This window comes from Acinetobacter sp. HY1485, assembly GCF_027568475.1.
Lineage (GTDB): Bacteria > Pseudomonadota > Gammaproteobacteria > Pseudomonadales > Moraxellaceae > Acinetobacter.
In genome coordinates this window covers 1-16,277 of the sequence record NZ_JANKZG010000014.1, presented here as the reverse complement: position 1 = coordinate 16,277, position 16,277 = coordinate 1, and the positions used below count along the sequence as shown (strand labels likewise).

At 35.9% G+C, this 16,277-nt stretch carries 14 protein-coding genes and 1 pseudogene; 7 read left to right on the top strand and 8 right to left on the bottom strand.

The features are described 5' to 3' along the window. The 3 genes and pseudogenes from yidD to rpmH all read right to left on the bottom strand — a co-directional run bounded on the left by yidD (window position 1) and on the right by rpmH (window position 896). Window positions 1-322 (bottom strand): annotated as a pseudogene (gene yidD / locus PCI70_RS11340) (membrane protein insertion efficiency factor YidD). 9 nt (window positions 323-331) lie between these two features. Then, on the bottom strand, window positions 332-724 hold the full coding sequence (gene rnpA, locus PCI70_RS11335) for a ribonuclease P protein component (protein ID WP_269915448.1): 393 nt from the start codon (window positions 722-724) through the stop codon (window positions 332-334). A 37-nt stretch (window positions 725-761) separates the two neighbouring features. Next, the gene (rpmH, locus tag PCI70_RS11330; RefSeq protein WP_269915447.1) at window positions 762-896 is read right to left on the bottom strand and encodes a 50S ribosomal protein L34; all 135 of its coding nucleotides are present in this window, start codon (window positions 894-896) and stop codon (window positions 762-764) included. A gap of 533 nt (window positions 897-1,429) precedes the next feature. On the opposite strand from rpmH, the gene dnaA reads away from it, so the two are divergent. Genes dnaA through gyrB form a run of 4 tightly spaced genes read left to right on the top strand, consistent with a single transcriptional unit; the run spans window position 1,430 to window position 7,629 of the window. Then, on the top strand, window positions 1,430-2,827 hold the full coding sequence (dnaA, locus tag PCI70_RS11325; protein ID WP_269915446.1) for a chromosomal replication initiator protein DnaA: 1,398 nt from the start codon (window positions 1,430-1,432) through the stop codon (window positions 2,825-2,827). A 58-nt stretch (window positions 2,828-2,885) separates the two neighbouring features. Further along, complete coding sequence (gene dnaN / locus PCI70_RS11320) at window positions 2,886-4,031, top strand: DNA polymerase III subunit beta (protein ID WP_269915445.1); 1,146 nt, start codon at window positions 2,886-2,888, stop codon at window positions 4,029-4,031. Window positions 4,032-4,034: 3 nt separating this feature from the next. Next, the gene (gene recF / locus PCI70_RS11315; RefSeq protein ID WP_269915444.1) at window positions 4,035-5,117 is read left to right on the top strand and encodes a DNA replication/repair protein RecF; all 1,083 of its coding nucleotides are present in this window, start codon (window positions 4,035-4,037) and stop codon (window positions 5,115-5,117) included. Between the two features lie 43 nt (window positions 5,118-5,160). Further along, window positions 5,161-7,629 carry a DNA topoisomerase (ATP-hydrolyzing) subunit B gene (gyrB, locus tag PCI70_RS11310; protein ID WP_269915443.1) on the top strand — a complete coding sequence of 823 codons (2,469 nt, stop codon included), beginning with the start codon at window positions 5,161-5,163 and terminating at the stop codon, window positions 7,627-7,629. A 386-nt stretch (window positions 7,630-8,015) separates the two neighbouring features. Here the strand turns inward: gyrB and PCI70_RS11305 are convergent, their stop codons facing one another. Then, complete coding sequence (locus tag PCI70_RS11305) at window positions 8,016-8,558, bottom strand: VTT domain-containing protein (protein ID WP_269915442.1); 543 nt, start codon at window positions 8,556-8,558, stop codon at window positions 8,016-8,018. 215 nt (window positions 8,559-8,773) lie between these two features. Here PCI70_RS11305 and PCI70_RS11300 point away from each other — a divergent pair, with 215 nt between their 5' ends. Further along, the gene (locus PCI70_RS11300) at window positions 8,774-9,151 is read left to right on the top strand and encodes a hypothetical protein (protein ID WP_269915441.1); all 378 of its coding nucleotides are present in this window, start codon (window positions 8,774-8,776) and stop codon (window positions 9,149-9,151) included. A 32-nt stretch (window positions 9,152-9,183) separates the two neighbouring features. Here the strand turns inward: PCI70_RS11300 and PCI70_RS11295 are convergent, their stop codons facing one another. Beyond that, the gene (locus PCI70_RS11295) at window positions 9,184-11,097 is read right to left on the bottom strand and encodes an ATP-binding cassette domain-containing protein (RefSeq protein WP_269915440.1); all 1,914 of its coding nucleotides are present in this window, start codon (window positions 11,095-11,097) and stop codon (window positions 9,184-9,186) included. 74 nt (window positions 11,098-11,171) lie between these two features. Next, window positions 11,172-11,660, bottom strand: a complete 489-nt coding sequence (locus PCI70_RS11290; protein ID WP_269915439.1) for a GrpB family protein — start codon at window positions 11,658-11,660, stop codon at window positions 11,172-11,174. Between the two features lie 116 nt (window positions 11,661-11,776). Here PCI70_RS11290 and erpA point away from each other — a divergent pair, with 116 nt between their 5' ends. After that, window positions 11,777-12,112: an iron-sulfur cluster insertion protein ErpA gene (gene erpA / locus PCI70_RS11285; protein WP_269915438.1), complete on the top strand. Its 336-nt coding sequence runs from the start codon at window positions 11,777-11,779 to the stop codon at window positions 12,110-12,112. A 61-nt stretch (window positions 12,113-12,173) separates the two neighbouring features. Here erpA and PCI70_RS11280 read toward each other — a convergent pair whose 3' ends face one another. Next, complete coding sequence (locus PCI70_RS11280; RefSeq protein ID WP_269915437.1) at window positions 12,174-12,410, bottom strand: hypothetical protein; 237 nt, start codon at window positions 12,408-12,410, stop codon at window positions 12,174-12,176. 130 nt (window positions 12,411-12,540) lie between these two features. After that, window positions 12,541-13,668: an anhydro-N-acetylmuramic acid kinase gene (locus PCI70_RS11275; protein WP_269915436.1), complete on the bottom strand. Its 1,128-nt coding sequence runs from the start codon at window positions 13,666-13,668 to the stop codon at window positions 12,541-12,543. Window positions 13,669-13,747: 79 nt separating this feature from the next. Between PCI70_RS11275 and tyrS the strand changes: the two genes are divergently transcribed. Continuing rightward, window positions 13,748-14,959, top strand: coding sequence for a tyrosine--tRNA ligase (tyrS, locus tag PCI70_RS11270; protein WP_269915435.1), 1,212 nt, complete (start codon window positions 13,748-13,750; stop codon window positions 14,957-14,959). Window positions 14,960-16,277: the final 1,318 nt, after the last annotated feature.

Sequence of the window (16,277 nt, the reverse complement as noted above, 5' to 3'; positions counted from 1 at the left end):
CTATGACCCCAAGTGGTTATATTGTTTAGTTCATAAAACGTTCACGAAAGGGTACAACAACGTGAAGCGTTTGAGAATTGATTTGCTGAAATGAAATAAAACGAATTGCTTTTTTAGGAACAGGGTCATAACCACAACTTCCCCAAGGGTGACAACGGCAAATACGTTTAATAGACAAATAAGAACCGTGTAAAGCACCATGCATATGCAATGCTTCAATTGCATATTGGGAACAAGTTGGAATATAACGACATCGTGGTCCAATGAGTGGACTAATCACTATTTGGTAAAGACGTACGAACCAATGCAGTACTTGAGCCAATGGTCATCTCTACTTTGAGGGGAGGGTAGTCGCGTTATTTTGATGTTTTTTTGCCAAGCGTTGTAGCTTTTTCCAAGCAAACCTCAATTGTTCATGCAGTTGTTCATTAGATACAACTTCAATTCCAACTTTTGGCATAACAACAATATCGAGTAAATCAATCTCATGCTGATTTAAACGAAAACTCTCACGAGCAATACGTTTTATTCGATTTCTTTCATGTGCACGACGCACTTTCTTTTTTGCAACAATAATACCTAAACGACTAGCAGGCTGTTTAGTTACTGTTGCTAAAAGCAAAAAATGGGGCTGATGCACTTTAAAAAGCGCACCATCGAATACACACTTGTAATCTGCAGCACAGCGTAATCGAATGTCTGTGCTGAAATTATAAAATGTCATATACCCAAATCGATGAAGCGTTAACGTTTAATAAAAATTAAACAGTTAAGCTATGACGACCTTTAGCACGACGACGAGCTAATACTTGGCGACCAGCTTTAGTTGCCATACGTGCGCGAAAACCATGACTACGTTTACGTTTTAGTTCAGATGGTTGGAATGTACGTTTCATATCGAAATTCCTAAATTTTGATCTATCTATAAAGGTTCGCGATTTTATGGTGCATTGTGCAAAGTGTCAATAAAAAAGCTTATTTTTAAGCCAAATTTTACATTTTATTTAATTTTTACTTAGCTTAAAAAGCTAAAAGATAGTTTGATTTAATTTCATATTTAATTTGAATTTAAAAACTTATCCACAAAATATGTAGTGCTTATAAATAAATTCAAATTTATAAATTTAAATTTATTATTATTAGGGCACCTTTTTTCTGTGTAAAACTCATTATTTATAATATAAAACATATACTTAGGATGTGGATAAATATGTTGTTAATTTATGGATAAAATGGGGGTAACTTTTCAAAAAATTATGTCCACAAGTTATGCATAGAGTTATCCACAAGTTGGTTGAGAGGTTTAAATACTGTGAAAATTATGAACTTATACACAATTTTTTATGACAGGTGTGGATAACTTAGGTAGAATGATTTCCCCCATTTAAAAATATGGGATTTCTTTTCAAATATCAGTTAGAGGTTCTACATGCTTTGGACAGAGTGTTTGACTCGTTTACGACAGGAGTTATCAGATAATGTCTTTGCAATGTGGATTCGTCCCTTAGTTTCTGAAGAAAAAGACGGCGTGTTGTATTTATATGCACCTAATCCTTATTGGACCAGGTATATACAAGAACATCATTTAGAACTGATTAATATTTTGGCAGAACAATTATCTGAGGGAAGAGTAACCAAAGTTGAAATTACGGTTGATTCTCGACCAGGTGCGATTTTAAAACCAAATGAAAAACCTGCGACAAGTACCTCGGCATTACAACAAAATACGACTGTAAAACCTACACGCAGTGCAAAAAAAGTAACAGAGAGTGAAAACAGCACACACCAAGCAAAATTAATAAAAAAGCGTCAACTCAATTCTTTATTTACATTTTCACTTTTTGTAGAGGGCCGTTCTAACCAAATGGCAGCAGAAACCTGCCGTAAAGTTCTGACGCAACTCGGGGCTTCACAGCACAATCCATTGTTCTTATATGGTCCTACTGGCTTAGGTAAGACGCATCTTATGCAGGCAGTGGGTAACGCATTATTACAAGCAAAACCAAATGCGCGTGTGATGTACATGACAGCAGAAAGCTTTGTACAAGATTTTGTAGCTTCGCTTCAAAAAGGTAAAGTAGAAGAGTTTAAAAAGAACTGCCGTTCTTTAGATTTACTCCTTGTAGATGATATTCATCTATTGGCAGGTAAGGAAGCGAGTTTAGTAGAATTTTTCTATACATTCAATGCTTTACTTGATGAATCTAAACAAATTATTTTGACCTCAGATCGCTATCCTAAAGAATTAACTGAACTCGACCCACGTTTAGTTTCACGCTTTTCATGGGGATTATCAGTAGGTGTCGAGCCTCCTGATATTGAAACACGTATCGAAATTTTGTTGAAAAAAGCAGAGAATACGGGTGTAGATTTACCGCGTAATTGTGCTCTTTTTATCGCCCAACAAGTGGTTGCAAATGTGCGAGAACTTGAAGGTGCTTTAAACAAAGTTGTGGCAATTTCACGTTTTAAAGGATGTGAGATTGATCTAGATACAGTCCGTGAATCTTTAAAAGATGTGCTTGCTATTCGAGCGAGAACCATCAGTACTGAAAATATTCAGCGTGTGGTAAGTGAGTATTTCCGTATTCCGTTAAAAGAGCTCACAGGTCCAAAACGTACACGGATTTATGCACGTCCTCGACAGCTTGCGATGGGATTAGCGCGTGAGCTTACAGGGGATAGTTTTCCTGAAATTGGTCTAGCATTTGGTGGACGAGATCATAGTACAGTGATGCATGCGTGTGAAAAAGTACAAAGTCTATGCAAAACAGATCCAATTTTTGACGAAGATTACAAAAATTTAATGCGCTTGTTACAAAGTTAAAGCGTTCAATCATATAATGTATCAATATGCAAATGTTCATCAACGAGAGGAATGAATTGTGCGTTTAAAGATCGCAAAAGAAAGCTTGCTAAATATTCTATCTCAGGTAGTTGGGGTGGTTGAGCGTCGTCATACCTTAAACATTTTATCAAATGTAAAATTACAGGCATCTGCTCAAGCATTGACCATTACAGGTTCTGATTTAGAAGTAGAACTTGTGGCAAGTATGCCTTTTGCTTCGGGCGCATGTATAGAGCAGGGGGAAACCACACTACCTGCACGTAAATTAATGGATATTTGTAAGTCACTCCCTGCAACATCTATCATTGATTTACAGATTACAGAAGATCAACGCTGTATTTTGAAATCGGGTAAAAGCCGTTTTGTATTAGGTACATTACCTGCTGAAGATTATCCGCTATTGAGTACAGAAGCCACTCAAGGTACACAGGTTCAAGTAACTAAACGTGAACTAAAACGTTTGTTTGAAAAAACAGCTTTTGCGATGGCTGTTCAAGACGTACGTTTTTATCTCACAGGTACATTGCTTGAAATTGAAAATAATTTTTTAAGAGCAGTAACGACAGATGGTCACCGTTTAGCATTATGCGAAACGTCGACTGTTTCAACATCAGACCAAGTACAAGCCATTGTACCGCGTAAAGCAGTTGGAGAACTCCAACGCTTACTTACTGTTGAAGATGAGCCGTTGACGATTTTGATTGGTCGTGAATTATTAAATGTGACGATTCAATTACCAAGCCGTGATCCTGAACAAGGTGGCGTAACTATTCGTTTTACAACCAAACTTATTGATGGCAAATTCCCTGACTATCGTCGTGTTATTCCACGTGGTGGAGATAAACATGTGATGGTGTCACATGATTTATTTAAACAATCACTACAGCGTGTGGCAATTTTAAGTAATGAAAAACTACGTGGTGTATTTTTAAATTTTGAAACCGATAATTTAAAATTACGTGCTAATAATCCTGAACAAGATGAGGCAAGCGAAGATTTAGCAATACAATATCACTATGACCATCTTGAAATGTCATTTAACGCGCAATATCTTTTAGAAGTGATGAATGTGTTAGATGGTAATGATGTTGCTATGACCATGACTGAGGCAAATCAGTCTGTTCTAATTCAAGACCCACAACATACAGAGCAAACGTATGTTGTTATGCCAATGCGTGTTTAAATTATGCATTTAACACGTCTAAATATAGAGCGTGTACGTAACCTTACAACGGTTGTATTGCCTAGCTTACAGCCGTTTAATATTTTTTATGGCGAAAATGGTTCGGGTAAAACATCTGTTTTAGAGGCAATCCATTTGTTGGCAACAGGGCGATCGTTTAGAACGCATATCCCTAAATATTATGTGCAACATACCCAAACCGATGCCATCATTTTTGCTCAAGCATCACAAAATAAAATTGGCTTACAAAAATTTTCTTCAGGTGAGCAATATATAAAAGTCAATGGTGATACCGTTGCAACACAAGGACAGTTGGCTAAAATTCTGCCTTTACAACATATTGATCCATTGAGTACCGATATTATTGATCATGGGGCAAAAGCAAGACGTCAATTGTTGGATTGGCTGATGTTTCACGTGGAACCTGAATTTTATGATACATGGCAACTCTATGCGAGATCACTGAAACAACGTAATACACTATTAAAAACTAAACAAAAGCTCACCTTAGAACAGCTAGAACCTTGGAATAAATTGCTTGCAGAGTATGGTGAAATTTTACATTTGCAACGTATGAGCATTTTAGAGCAGTGGAAACCATTTTTCGAAGCAGAGCTTAAAGCTTTACTTCCCGATTTAACGGTTCATCTAGAGTATCAAGCAGGCTTTCATGTTGATCATGGGTTACTTAATGACTTAAATCATCATCATCAAAAAGATCTACAACGGCGTTATACCGAGTATGGTCCACATAAAGCAGATTTGCGTTTAAAGACCCTGATGGGGGATGCAGATGTGGTATTCTCAAGAGGACAAAAAAAGCTACTCATCATTGCGTTAAAGCTGTCTCAGATTGCAATGCTACATGCGAGTAATCGTGAAACTGTGGTATTATTAGATGATTTGACAGCAGAATTAGATTTAACTGCTCAACACCGTTTAATCAAGCGTTTAAGCCAACTTGGCAGTCAAGTTTTTTTAACAACTTTAGATCGCAATGCTGTCGAAAAACATCTTAAAGATCTAACAATTTCGTATAAATTATTTCATGTTACAAGTGGTCATGTTCAGGCTGTGGAAGAATAAAAACCATGTGCAGTGACTACTCTTTTATTACTAGGGAGAAACCATGAGTTCAGAGTCTCAATCTGCTTCTCAACCAGAACAAACCAATGAAAAGGCTTATGATTCCTCTAGTATCAAGGTATTGCGTGGTTTAGATGCCGTACGCAAACGCCCTGGTATGTATATCGGTGATACAGACGATGGTACAGGCTTACACCATATGGTGTTTGAGGTTGTAGACAATGCCATTGACGAAGCACTTGCCGGTCATTGTGATGAAATTGTAGTCACTATTCATGAAGATGAATCTGTAAGTGTGTCCGATAACGGACGTGGTATTCCAACAGATATCCACCCTGAAGAAGGTGTTTCTGCTGCTGAAGTAATTTTAACGATTTTGCATGCAGGCGGTAAATTTGACGATAATAGCTACAAAGTATCAGGTGGTTTACATGGTGTTGGTGTATCTGTTGTAAATGCACTTTCAAGTAAACTTGAGCTTACGATTCATCGTGCAGGTCAAATTCACCAACAAGAATATCAACATGGTGATCCACAAAAACCACTCACTGTCATGGGTGAAACAGACACCACAGGTACGATGGTTCGTTTTTGGCCAAGTGCAGACACATTTAGCCAAACCATTTTTGATGTGAACATTTTGGCACGTCGTTTACGTGAACTTTCATTTTTAAATGCAGGTGTTCGTATTGTTTTACGTGATGAACGCGTAACAGTTGAACATATTTTTGATTATGAAGGTGGCTTATCTGAGTTTGTTAAATACATTAACCAAGGTAAAACACACTTAAATGATATTTTCCATTTTACCACTGAAACAGATAGCGGTATTGCTGTTGAAGTAGCTTTACAGTGGAATGATGCTTATCAAGAAAATGTGCGTTGTTTTACCAATAACATTCCACAAAAAGATGGTGGAACGCATTTGGCAGGCTTTCGTGCAGCATTAACACGTGGTTTAAATAGCTATTTAGAAAGCGAAAATATTCTTAAAAAAGAAAAAATTAATGTATCAGGTGATGATGCACGTGAAGGTTTAACAGCAATTGTTTCTGTAAAAGTGCCTGATCCAAAGTTCTCATCACAAACGAAAGAAAAACTTGTTTCAAGTGAAGTCAAACCTGCGGTAGAGCAGGCAATGAATAAAGAATTTTCTGCTTATTTACTAGAAAATCCAGCCGCTGCCAAAGCTGTTGCAGGTAAAATTGTAGATGCAGCGCGTGCACGTGATGCAGCGCGTAAAGCCCGTGAAATGACACGTCGTAAAAGTGCGTTAGACATTGCAGGTTTACCAGGAAAACTAGCAGATTGCCAAGAAAAAGATCCATCTTTATCTGAATTGTATTTAGTCGAGGGTGACTCGGCAGGCGGTAGTGCCAAGCAAGGTCGTAATCGTAAAATGCAAGCAATTTTGCCACTTAAAGGTAAAATTTTAAATGTAGAGCGTGCGCGTTTTGACAAGATGATTTCTAGTCAAGAAGTTGGAACACTTATTACAGCACTAGGTTGCGGTATTGGGCGTGAAGAATATAACCCAGATAAATTGCGTTATCATAAAATTATTATTATGACCGATGCGGATGTAGATGGTTCGCATATTCGTACATTGCTTCTAACATTCTTCTTCCGTCAAATGCCTGAATTGGTAGAGCGTGGGCATATTTATATTGCACAGCCACCTTTGTATAAACTGAAAAAAGGTAAGCAAGAGCAGTACATTAAAGATAATGAAGCTTTAGAAACTTATTTAATCTCTAATGCAATTGATAGTTTGGAATTGCATATTAGTGCGAATGCTCCTGCAATTTCAGGTGAGGCATTAGCAAGCGTGATTGCTGATTACCAAGTTGCACAAAAAAGTTTGGCACGTTTAACACAGCGTTATCCTGCAAGTGTGTTGGATGCTTTATTAGAACTCGCACCATTTAAAGTTGATCAGACACATGATCAGGCTTATGTACAAAATTGGGCAGAGCAGTTACAACAAATTGTAGCCAAAGCACAACCAAGTTTACGCCCAGAAATTTCTTTAGAAAAATTTGATAAAGAAATAGCGGAAGGTCAAACGGTAACGCATTACGTACCACGTATTACGATTTTTGTGCATAATTTGCCGCATCATTATTTATTAGAAACAAGCTTATTTGCATCTGCTGAATATGCACGTTTACTTAAAAATGCGAAAAGTTGGTTTACCTTACTAGAGCAAGGTGCTTACTTACAAAAAGGTGAGCGTACTATCCCTGTTTCTAACTTCCATCAAGTGTGGCAAAACATTTTACAAGACTCACGTCGCGGGATGATGATTCAACGCTACAAAGGGTTGGGTGAGATGAATGCTGAACAACTTTGGGAAACAACGATGGATCCTGAAAATCGTAACATGCTACAAGTGACGATTGATGATGCCATTGAAGCCGACCGCATGTTCTCTTGTTTGATGGGTGATGATGTTGAACCACGTCGTAACTTTATTGAAGAAAATGCACTCAATGCCGATATTGATGCATAGTTAAAAAAGCACCCTACGGGGTGTTTTTTTTAATATTTTTTTAAATTCATTGAGTTAATTTGATTATAAGTAAGATTTTGCAACTTAGTAATATGGTATATTTTCACTTTATTTCTATCAAATATTTTGCGCTATTTTTCTAAAAATATGATTATTTTCAGTTTAAAATTTCTACCTGAAACAAATAATAAAAATTTAACATTTTATTTATCGAATAACGATTTTTTATAAGAAGTAAGCTTTTTAAATTGAGACTTTAGCAATAATAAAAAATTAATTTTATTTTGGCTAATATTTCAAAAGTAAAGAGCAATTTATTTTACTAACGTACTTAAAGCACCGACCGTAAGCAGTCTATATAATTGTTTTTTGATTAAACTAATAATTTATAAAAATGAGAGAACCGTTGTACCACATATGTAACCAATACCCACTAAAAGTACAATCCAAATAAATGCACCCACAATGTTATAAAACATAAAGCTGAGGTAATTCATTTCACTTGAACCTGCGGCAAAAGGTGCAAAAGAACGTGCAAAAGGAATAAAACGTGCAAGTAAAATAGTTTTACCACCATGTTGTGTAAAATAGTCTTGTGTTTTTAATAGATAATCGCGTTTAATTAAACGAGAGTTCATATTTAAAATACGATCACCTAGAAGTTTACCTGTATAGTAATTAACAACATAGCCCAATGAGCCAGAAATAAAAAGCAATAAAATCATATAGCCAACATGCATCTCTGGCGTCGTTGCACACAGCGCACCAATCGTGAGTAGTAAGCTATCACCTGGTAAAAAAAACATAAAAATAAAAGCAGTTTCGGCAAAAATAATAAGGAATAGAATGCCGTAAATCCATAGACCGTATTCTTGGATAAGTAGAGGTAAATGTTGTTCAAAACTTAAAAAAAATTCAAAAAAATCCATACGGAGGCTACAATCCGATTTTATAGTTACGTACCTTCCGAAAAAGGGCGATGGATACAAAATATATTGGCACAGTGCTGTATATTATATTTTAGTATATCCCCCATTGTGATTATGCTCAACTTTTATGAGTAAACAAACTTTATATATATATAACGTATCGAGTTATTAAACGGTACTTTACATAGCAAATACTTGATTGGTCTCAATATTATATGAAATATTTTGCTTTTTTCTGTTTTGTTGTAATTCAGTTTTATGGACTGCGTATAGCTTATGCAGCATCTTCTTGGACTCAGGTATACAAAGATAAAGAAGTAACCATTTCAGTAGATGAAGGGTCTTATTTTGATGAAACAGGAAAAGTTTTACTTTGGGTAAAGAATGGAACTCGGGATAAATGGATTTATGTACGTTATCAAATTATGTGTAAGCCCAATAAAGTATTTCGCATCGTTGCAATTAATGCACAAGATAAAAAAACAAACAAGGTTATTCCAATACAACTTGGTGACGGGATGAATGAACTTCATCAAGCACCTAAAAAGTCACCTGCTGAAGTGATTGTAAATTCAGTATGTGGAAAAAAATAAAGCAGATGAACAATCATCTGCCTTTATGTTTGTTATTCAAAAGAACTTTCTAACTCTTCAAGCTCCATCATCAGCTCTAACAGTTTCTCTTCAGCATCAGCGAGTTCCTGCTTGAATTGAGTTTGGTTATTCATTAATTGCATTAGATCATCTTTACGAGTCGCCTCATAAAGTGCGCTATCGCCTAAAGCAGTTTCGATTTCTACAAGTTTAGTTTGGATTTTTTCAATTTGTTTTTCAATTTTTTCAATGTTTTTACGAATAGGTCGTGTTTGCTCACGGCGTTTTGCAGCTTCTTTACGCTGAGCTTCCTTATCAACTTTGTTTGCTGTTGATTTAGGTTGTTCTAACGCTGACTGTGCATTCATTTGTTGTTGGCGAGCTTCTCTTAACCATTTTGCATAATCATTTAAATCGCCTGTAAAGTCTGTACAGTGTCCTGCATGTACCAATAACAGCTCATCGCATACACTTGCAATTAACTGACGCTCATGCGAAACCAATACCACAGCACCCTCAAAATCTTGTAGTGCCATCGTCAAAGCATGACGCATATCTAAATCTAAATGGTTTGTTGGTTCATCTAAAATGAGGACGTTTGGACGCTGCCACACAATTAATGCCAAGGCTAAGCGTGCACGTTCTCCACCTGAAAAACTTTCACAAGCTGTATCCATGCGTTCGCCACTAAAACCAAAACTCCCCAAAAATGAACGTAATGAAGCTTCGCTAATTTTAGGGTCAGCCAAGCGTGCAAGTTGTAGCATTGGGCTTGCATTGCCATCTAAAGCATCCATTTGATGCTGTGCAAAATAGCCAATATTGAGTAATTCAGATGGTTTACGTTTACCTTTAATTAATTTTAAATCACCTACAAGTGACTTAATGAGAGTCGATTTACCTGCACCATTCATACCTAACAAGCCAATACGAGAGCTTGGGGTAATTTGTAAGGTAATTTCTGATGCAATCTCTTTGCCTGTATAGCCAATCGTAGCATGTTCTAAACTGAGTAACGGCGTACTCATTTTAGTTGGTTCACGGAAACTAAATGTAAATGGTGTATCTACATGTGCAGGGGCTAATGTTTGCATACGCTCAAGCTGTTTGATACGGCTTTGTGCTTGGCGAGCTTTGGTTGCTTTAGCTTTAAAACGGTCAATAAATTTTTGTAAATGTGCGCGTGTTTCTTGCTGTTTTTCAAAAGCTTGTTGATGTTGTGCTAAGCGTTCACTGCGTGTGGTTTCAAAGGTAGAGTAATTACCTGTGTAAAGTGTCAGTTCTTGGTTTTCGATATGTAGAATATGATCCGTTACGGCATCTAAAAAATCGCGATCATGTGAAATTAGAACCAATGTGCCTTCGTAGTTATTTAACCAATCTTCTAACCATAAAATCGCATCTAAATCTAAGTGGTTGGTTGGTTCATCTAAAAGCAATAAATCTGAACGACTCATTAAGGTACGGGCAAGGTTTAGACGCATACGCCACCCCCCCGAAAAACTAGAAACAGTTAAACGGATTTGTGACTCCATAAAGCCCAACCCTGCAAGTAACTGTGCGGCTTTTGCTGTTGCCGTATAGCCATTAATTTCATCAAATCGCCCATGTAAGTGAGCAATATCGTCATTGGATAGCTGTTCAGAGTTCGCAAGTTGTTGCTGAATGTGCCAATACTCTTCATCGCCTGACAACACAAAGTCTAATGCAGGTAAATCGAGTGCTTCAATCTCTTGAGCCATATGTGCCACAGTCCAACCTTGTGGACGGCTCATTTGCCCCTCATCGCCGGTAATGTGTCCGAGTAAGGCAGCAAATAGGGTAGATTTACCTGCACCATTGACGCCAGTAAGACCAATTTTCCAACCGGGGTGTAATTGCATTGAAGCTTTTTGAAATAAAACGCGTCCACCGCGGCGTAAGCTAAATTGGTCAAGCTGAATCATAGTATGTATAACGTTAAGAATATGAAGTTATTTTAATCATGAAGTGATGAGAAAACAAAAATATAATATGCAGTTTAATCATCTACGTCATATTGATGTAAAACATCTTCAATAAAGCGTGATTTAATTTCTCTATACTTATCTTCAGGTAAATGTATACATGCAATTTTTAATTGGTTGTAGTCCCTAACCAAATGTTGATGTGTATTTAAAATATTACGAAAGGTTAAAAAACATAAATAAGGTGAGTCATCAGTCACTACCTGAAATGCAACATCTTCATTTTTCTTTTCTGAGACCAACATATAAAGTTGATGAGTACGTAACGTATTTTGTTGTTCTATAAAGTTGAGTGTTTTAAGTTTTTCAATAGACACTTCAAAATTCTGAGATGAAACTGAAATTAGAATATCTAAATCACCTTTAGAATAAGCATTAGAAATAGCAGAAGAGCCAATATGTTCTACCGTTGCATAGGGGAGTAAGTTTAAGATATGTTTTTTATAGTTTTTAAATAATAATTTGAGTCTAGGTTGGTAAACATCAGGTGCAATTAATTCCATTTATAGCCTATTAAGATCACAAAATCTAATCAACATTATCTGTATTTTGGAAATATGCTACAATTATTTTCTTAATGGTCTATACAAGACATTTATTCATTTGAGGAAAGCCCACCATGACTGCTCAGGCACTCGTAATTACAGATAATGCTGCAAAAAAAGTTCGTCAACTACGTGATAGTGAAGGCAACCAAGCGTTAATGTTACGTGTATATGTGACAGGTGGCGGTTGTTCGGGTTTCTCTTATGGTTTTAATTTTGCCGAAACCACAAATGATGATGATGCAGTTTTTGAAAATGGCGATGTAAAAACATTAGTGGACTCTTTAAGTTACCAATATTTAGTAGGCTCTGTTGTTGATTATATTGAAGGCTTAGAAGGTTCACGTTTTATAGTACAAAACCCAAATGCAACGACTACATGTGGCTGTGGTTCGTCATTTTCGATTTAATAAATGATATAACTTTATTTAGTATCAAAAAAAGCGACTGATAAACAGTCGCTTTTTTATATTATTCTTGAGCTGGTGTTGTTTTTTGCTGGTAGCCCTTAGACTGCATACATTGACCAATCAATTTATTTGCCTGTTCACCTTTAATTTCTTGTTTACCCACTTCAAACTTACAAGCAGCTAAATCTGAATTCCCCTGTTCAATCGTCACACCTTGTTGTGTCCACATTGTTGGTGTAGTCGTTGTACAGGCTGTAAGACCTAAAAGAACAGCTGCAGGGATTAAAATTTTTATCATGATCGTACGTTCCTATATTTATTAGTTTGTAAAATAAGTATAGGTATAAACTCATTAAAATGACGCAATTTTTAATTTTCTTTACATAAAGAAAAACAAACTACATCATTGTTGCATAATTTTTACAATCTTAAACAGCAGTAATCGTACCTAAAATTCGATATCCATCTGCACCAGTGACCGCAGGTAAATTTCCACTTAAATGTTGTACAAAACGCATAGCCAGCCAAGCAAATGCGACCGCTTCTACCCAAGTTGGGGATAACTTTAAAACATCTGTGGATTGTACTGACCAGTTATTTTTACGCAAACGCCAACGTAATTGCTCTAAAACATGAGAGTTGTAAGCACCACCACCACATACATAAATTTCGCCATTTTCCATGCCTGAACGAGAAATCGCTTTTTTAATCGCACGCACTGTTAATTTGGCTAGGGTTGCTTGAATATTTTCAGGGGTATCTTCTAACTCGTTGTATTCAAGATCATTACGCCAATCAATCAGCTGATCATCTAACCAATCAATATTAAAGTCTTCACGTCCTGTACTTTTAGGAGGCTCTTGTGCAAAAAATTCATGTGCATATAAACGGTCTAATAATGAACGAATCGGTGTACCATGTGTTGCCCAATCTCCATTTTCATCAAACGGATGTCCTGTATAACGCTCGCACCAAGCATCCATTAAAATATTGGCAGGACCTGTATCAAAACCATATACATCATCAGGATTATTTGCAGGCAACATGCTCACATTTGCAATACCACCTAAATTTAAAATCACACGATTAATAGAAGGATGTTGGAAAATAGCTTGATGAAACGCTGGTACAAGCGGTGCACCTTGACCACCTGCCGCCATGTCTCGACGTCTAAAATCAGATACAACAGGAATTTTCGTTATCTCGGTAATAATATTGGGATCACCAATTTGCAATGTAAATCCTTGTTCAGGACGATGACGAATCGTTTGTCCATGAGAACCAATGGCTTTAATTTGGTTGCGATTAATTTGATTTTTTTCAATTAACGCATTAATACCATGTCCAATCATCGTCGCTAAAGCAACATCTGCTTTACCCATACGATCAATCTCATTGTCATCAGGCAATGTCAGTGCCATTAACTCGTCTTTTAAATCAGGGTCAAAAGCAATCGTGTGTGTACCATGCAGAACAAGAGGGTCAAAAGACGCGGCAACAATATCCACGCCATCCATACTTGTTCCTGTCATTACTCCAATATAGATTGATGTCATGCGTAACAAAGCCTGCAATGCGTTGAAAAAATGTTAGTATATCGCACAAATTGAATAACTGATGTGTTGAGATTTTGTGATGACAAATTTCTTGCCTGCTGAAGAGCAACTCGCCCTCATCCAACGAGGCACTCATGAAATTATTTCTGAAGAAGACTTATTAAACAAACTAAAACAAAACCGCCCATTACGTGTAAAAGCGGGCTTTGACCCAACAGCGCCTGACTTACACTTAGGGCATACCGTTTTAATTAACAAATTAAAAACGTTTCAAGACCTAGGACATGAAGTTCTTTTCTTGATTGGTGACTACACCGCCATGATTGGCGACCCAACAGGCAAAAGTGCAACACGCCCACCACTTTCTCGTGAACAGGTCGAGCAAAATGCAAAGACTTATCAAGAGCAAGTGTTTAAAATTTTAGATCCTAAAAAAACAAAAGTGGTCTTTAACTCAGAATGGTTTAACCAAAAGTCGGCAGCAGACCTCATTCAACTTGCTAGCCAACAGACGGTTTCACGTATGTTAGAACGTGATGACTTTACAAAGCGATACAACAGCCAAAAACCAATTGCCATTCACGAGTTTTTGTATCCACTTGTACAAGGCTATGACTCTGTTGCATTAGAAGCAGATGTAGAACTTGGTGGTACAGATCAAACATTTAACTTGTTGATGGGACGTACACTACAAAGCCGTTACGGACAAGAATCACAAGTGTGCATTACAGTGCCAATTTTAGAAGGTTTAGACGGTGTTAATAAAATGTCTAAATCACTTCAAAACTATATTGGTGTCTTTGATACTCCAGGTGCAATTTACCAAAAAATTCTATCTATGCCAGATAGCTTAATCGAACGTTATTTTGATTTACTTAGCTTTAAAACACTGGATGAAATTCAAGTACTTTTAAAAGAAATGCAAGATGGACGCAATCCACAAGACATTAAACGTATTTTAGCATTAGAACTTGTAGAACGTTTCCATGATGCCGAAGCAGCACAAAATGCACATAAAGGTGCAGGTAACCGCATTGTAGATGGTGAAATTCCTGAAGATACACCTGAAGTTGAGGTTTCACGTGGAACAGAAGGCGAACTTTTCATTGCTTCTATTTTAAGAATAGCAGGTTTGACTAAGAATGCTGCACAATCTAAAGATGCAGTTGCACGCGGTGCTGTTAAAGTCGATGGTGAAGTAGTGGATGCAAGCTTTTCAGTCAATGAAAACAAGACTTATATTATTCAATCAGGTAAAAAAGCAATTGCCCGCGTAATCTTTATAGACTAATGTTTTAACAGGGCAGTTTAATTAAACTGCCCTTTTTATATTTCGATTTCATTCGAAACTCTGATCACAACATCAAACTTATAAAGTAGCTTAAACCAACATTTGATATATAGCTGATAGCAAAATTTTAGATAACCCTAAAAATCTAATACAGTTAGAGCTATTTCAAGCTCTTAAATTAAACAGTCACTCCTAATATAATTAAAGTACAGCTTTAATTTTAGATATATTTTATGACAAAAGAAGCTGAGCTCTTTCTAAAGTAGATGTTATGTGTGATATAGGTTTTGCTACAATATTATACTTAATCAATATTTTCCCAAAATATAGGTCAATATTACTTCAATAGCAGAACAGAATTTTTAATAATCCAAATCAATAAAAATTAGATTTGAATATACAAAAGAGAAGAACTGTTAGCCAATCACAATGTATAAGAAATTATATTTATGATGATCAACTAGCAAGTTTTTATAAGATTTAATCGGTTAATTCGAAATTTATAAAAGTAGTTAATTATATATTTTTTGCAATTATAAGCATTTTGGATCGTTATACAATTATTAGAAAATATTCATTAATGTGAGTTGTATCATAGAACATAAATTTTTATCTAAAACGGCAACATCAAGCAAATTTCTATTTCATAAGTATGATTATCATAATATATCCATTGTTAATAATTACTGATTAATAAATTAACTCAAAAATATAAGATAGAACTTTACTACGGACGATTAGGATATGAGTTGATGATATAAAAATATTTAAAGGGGTAACTGAGTGTTTTATTCTCAAAAAGAAAGATAGCACTATAAATAACTATGATTGAAAACTAAAAATATATTTAGGGTTAAGACAATTTGATTTTCACTAATATGATAAATATCTACTATTTTTTAAGTCATCTTCTAAAGGAAACTAAAAAGTCATCGGTACCTTTAATTAAATTTAGATCAAATCTAAATACTAAATAACAAATTTCTAACGAGTAACACTTCTTTTAATTCAAAATAAATCGCTCATTCGTCGGTACACCAAGTATAAAACCTTGTCTTTTTATGGATAGAAAAAAATAAATCATTCAAAACGGTAGGGAGAAAAGCCTGCAAATTGAGCAGATATCATAGTTTTTTATTCAAATTGTACTATAAGTGATCGTTTGTTAAAAAAAGTAAAAAAAAGGGTTGTGTTGTGTGAGGGATTGTCTATAATGCGTATCCATAGGCAGGGCGACTGAGAAAAAGTTGTTAAGAAACAACGAATTACGAAGAAGCTGAAAAAACATGTTGACAAAGATTTTAAATCGAGTAACATA

Coding starts and splice junctions, on each gene's coding strand:
- rnpA (WP_269915448.1), bottom strand. CDS start 724: ATGACATTTTATAATTTCAGCACAGACATTCGATTACGCTGTGCTGCA.
- rpmH (WP_269915447.1), bottom strand. CDS start 896: ATGAAACGTACATTCCAACCATCTGAACTAAAACGTAAACGTAGTCAT.
- dnaA (WP_269915446.1), top strand. CDS start 1,430: ATGCTTTGGACAGAGTGTTTGACTCGTTTACGACAGGAGTTATCAGAT.
- recF (WP_269915444.1), top strand. CDS start 4,035: ATGCATTTAACACGTCTAAATATAGAGCGTGTACGTAACCTTACAACG.
- gyrB (WP_269915443.1), top strand. CDS start 5,161: ATGAGTTCAGAGTCTCAATCTGCTTCTCAACCAGAACAAACCAATGAA.
- PCI70_RS11305 (WP_269915442.1), bottom strand. CDS start 8,558: ATGGATTTTTTTGAATTTTTTTTAAGTTTTGAACAACATTTACCTCTA.
- PCI70_RS11300 (WP_269915441.1), top strand. CDS start 8,774: ATGAAATATTTTGCTTTTTTCTGTTTTGTTGTAATTCAGTTTTATGGA.
- PCI70_RS11295 (WP_269915440.1), bottom strand. CDS start 11,097: ATGATTCAGCTTGACCAATTTAGCTTACGCCGCGGTGGACGCGTTTTA.
- PCI70_RS11290 (WP_269915439.1), bottom strand. CDS start 11,660: ATGGAATTAATTGCACCTGATGTTTACCAACCTAGACTCAAATTATTA.
- erpA (WP_269915438.1), top strand. CDS start 11,777: ATGACTGCTCAGGCACTCGTAATTACAGATAATGCTGCAAAAAAAGTT.
- PCI70_RS11280 (WP_269915437.1), bottom strand. CDS start 12,410: ATGATAAAAATTTTAATCCCTGCAGCTGTTCTTTTAGGTCTTACAGCC.
- PCI70_RS11275 (WP_269915436.1), bottom strand. CDS start 13,668: ATGACATCAATCTATATTGGAGTAATGACAGGAACAAGTATGGATGGC.
- tyrS (WP_269915435.1), top strand. CDS start 13,748: ATGACAAATTTCTTGCCTGCTGAAGAGCAACTCGCCCTCATCCAACGA.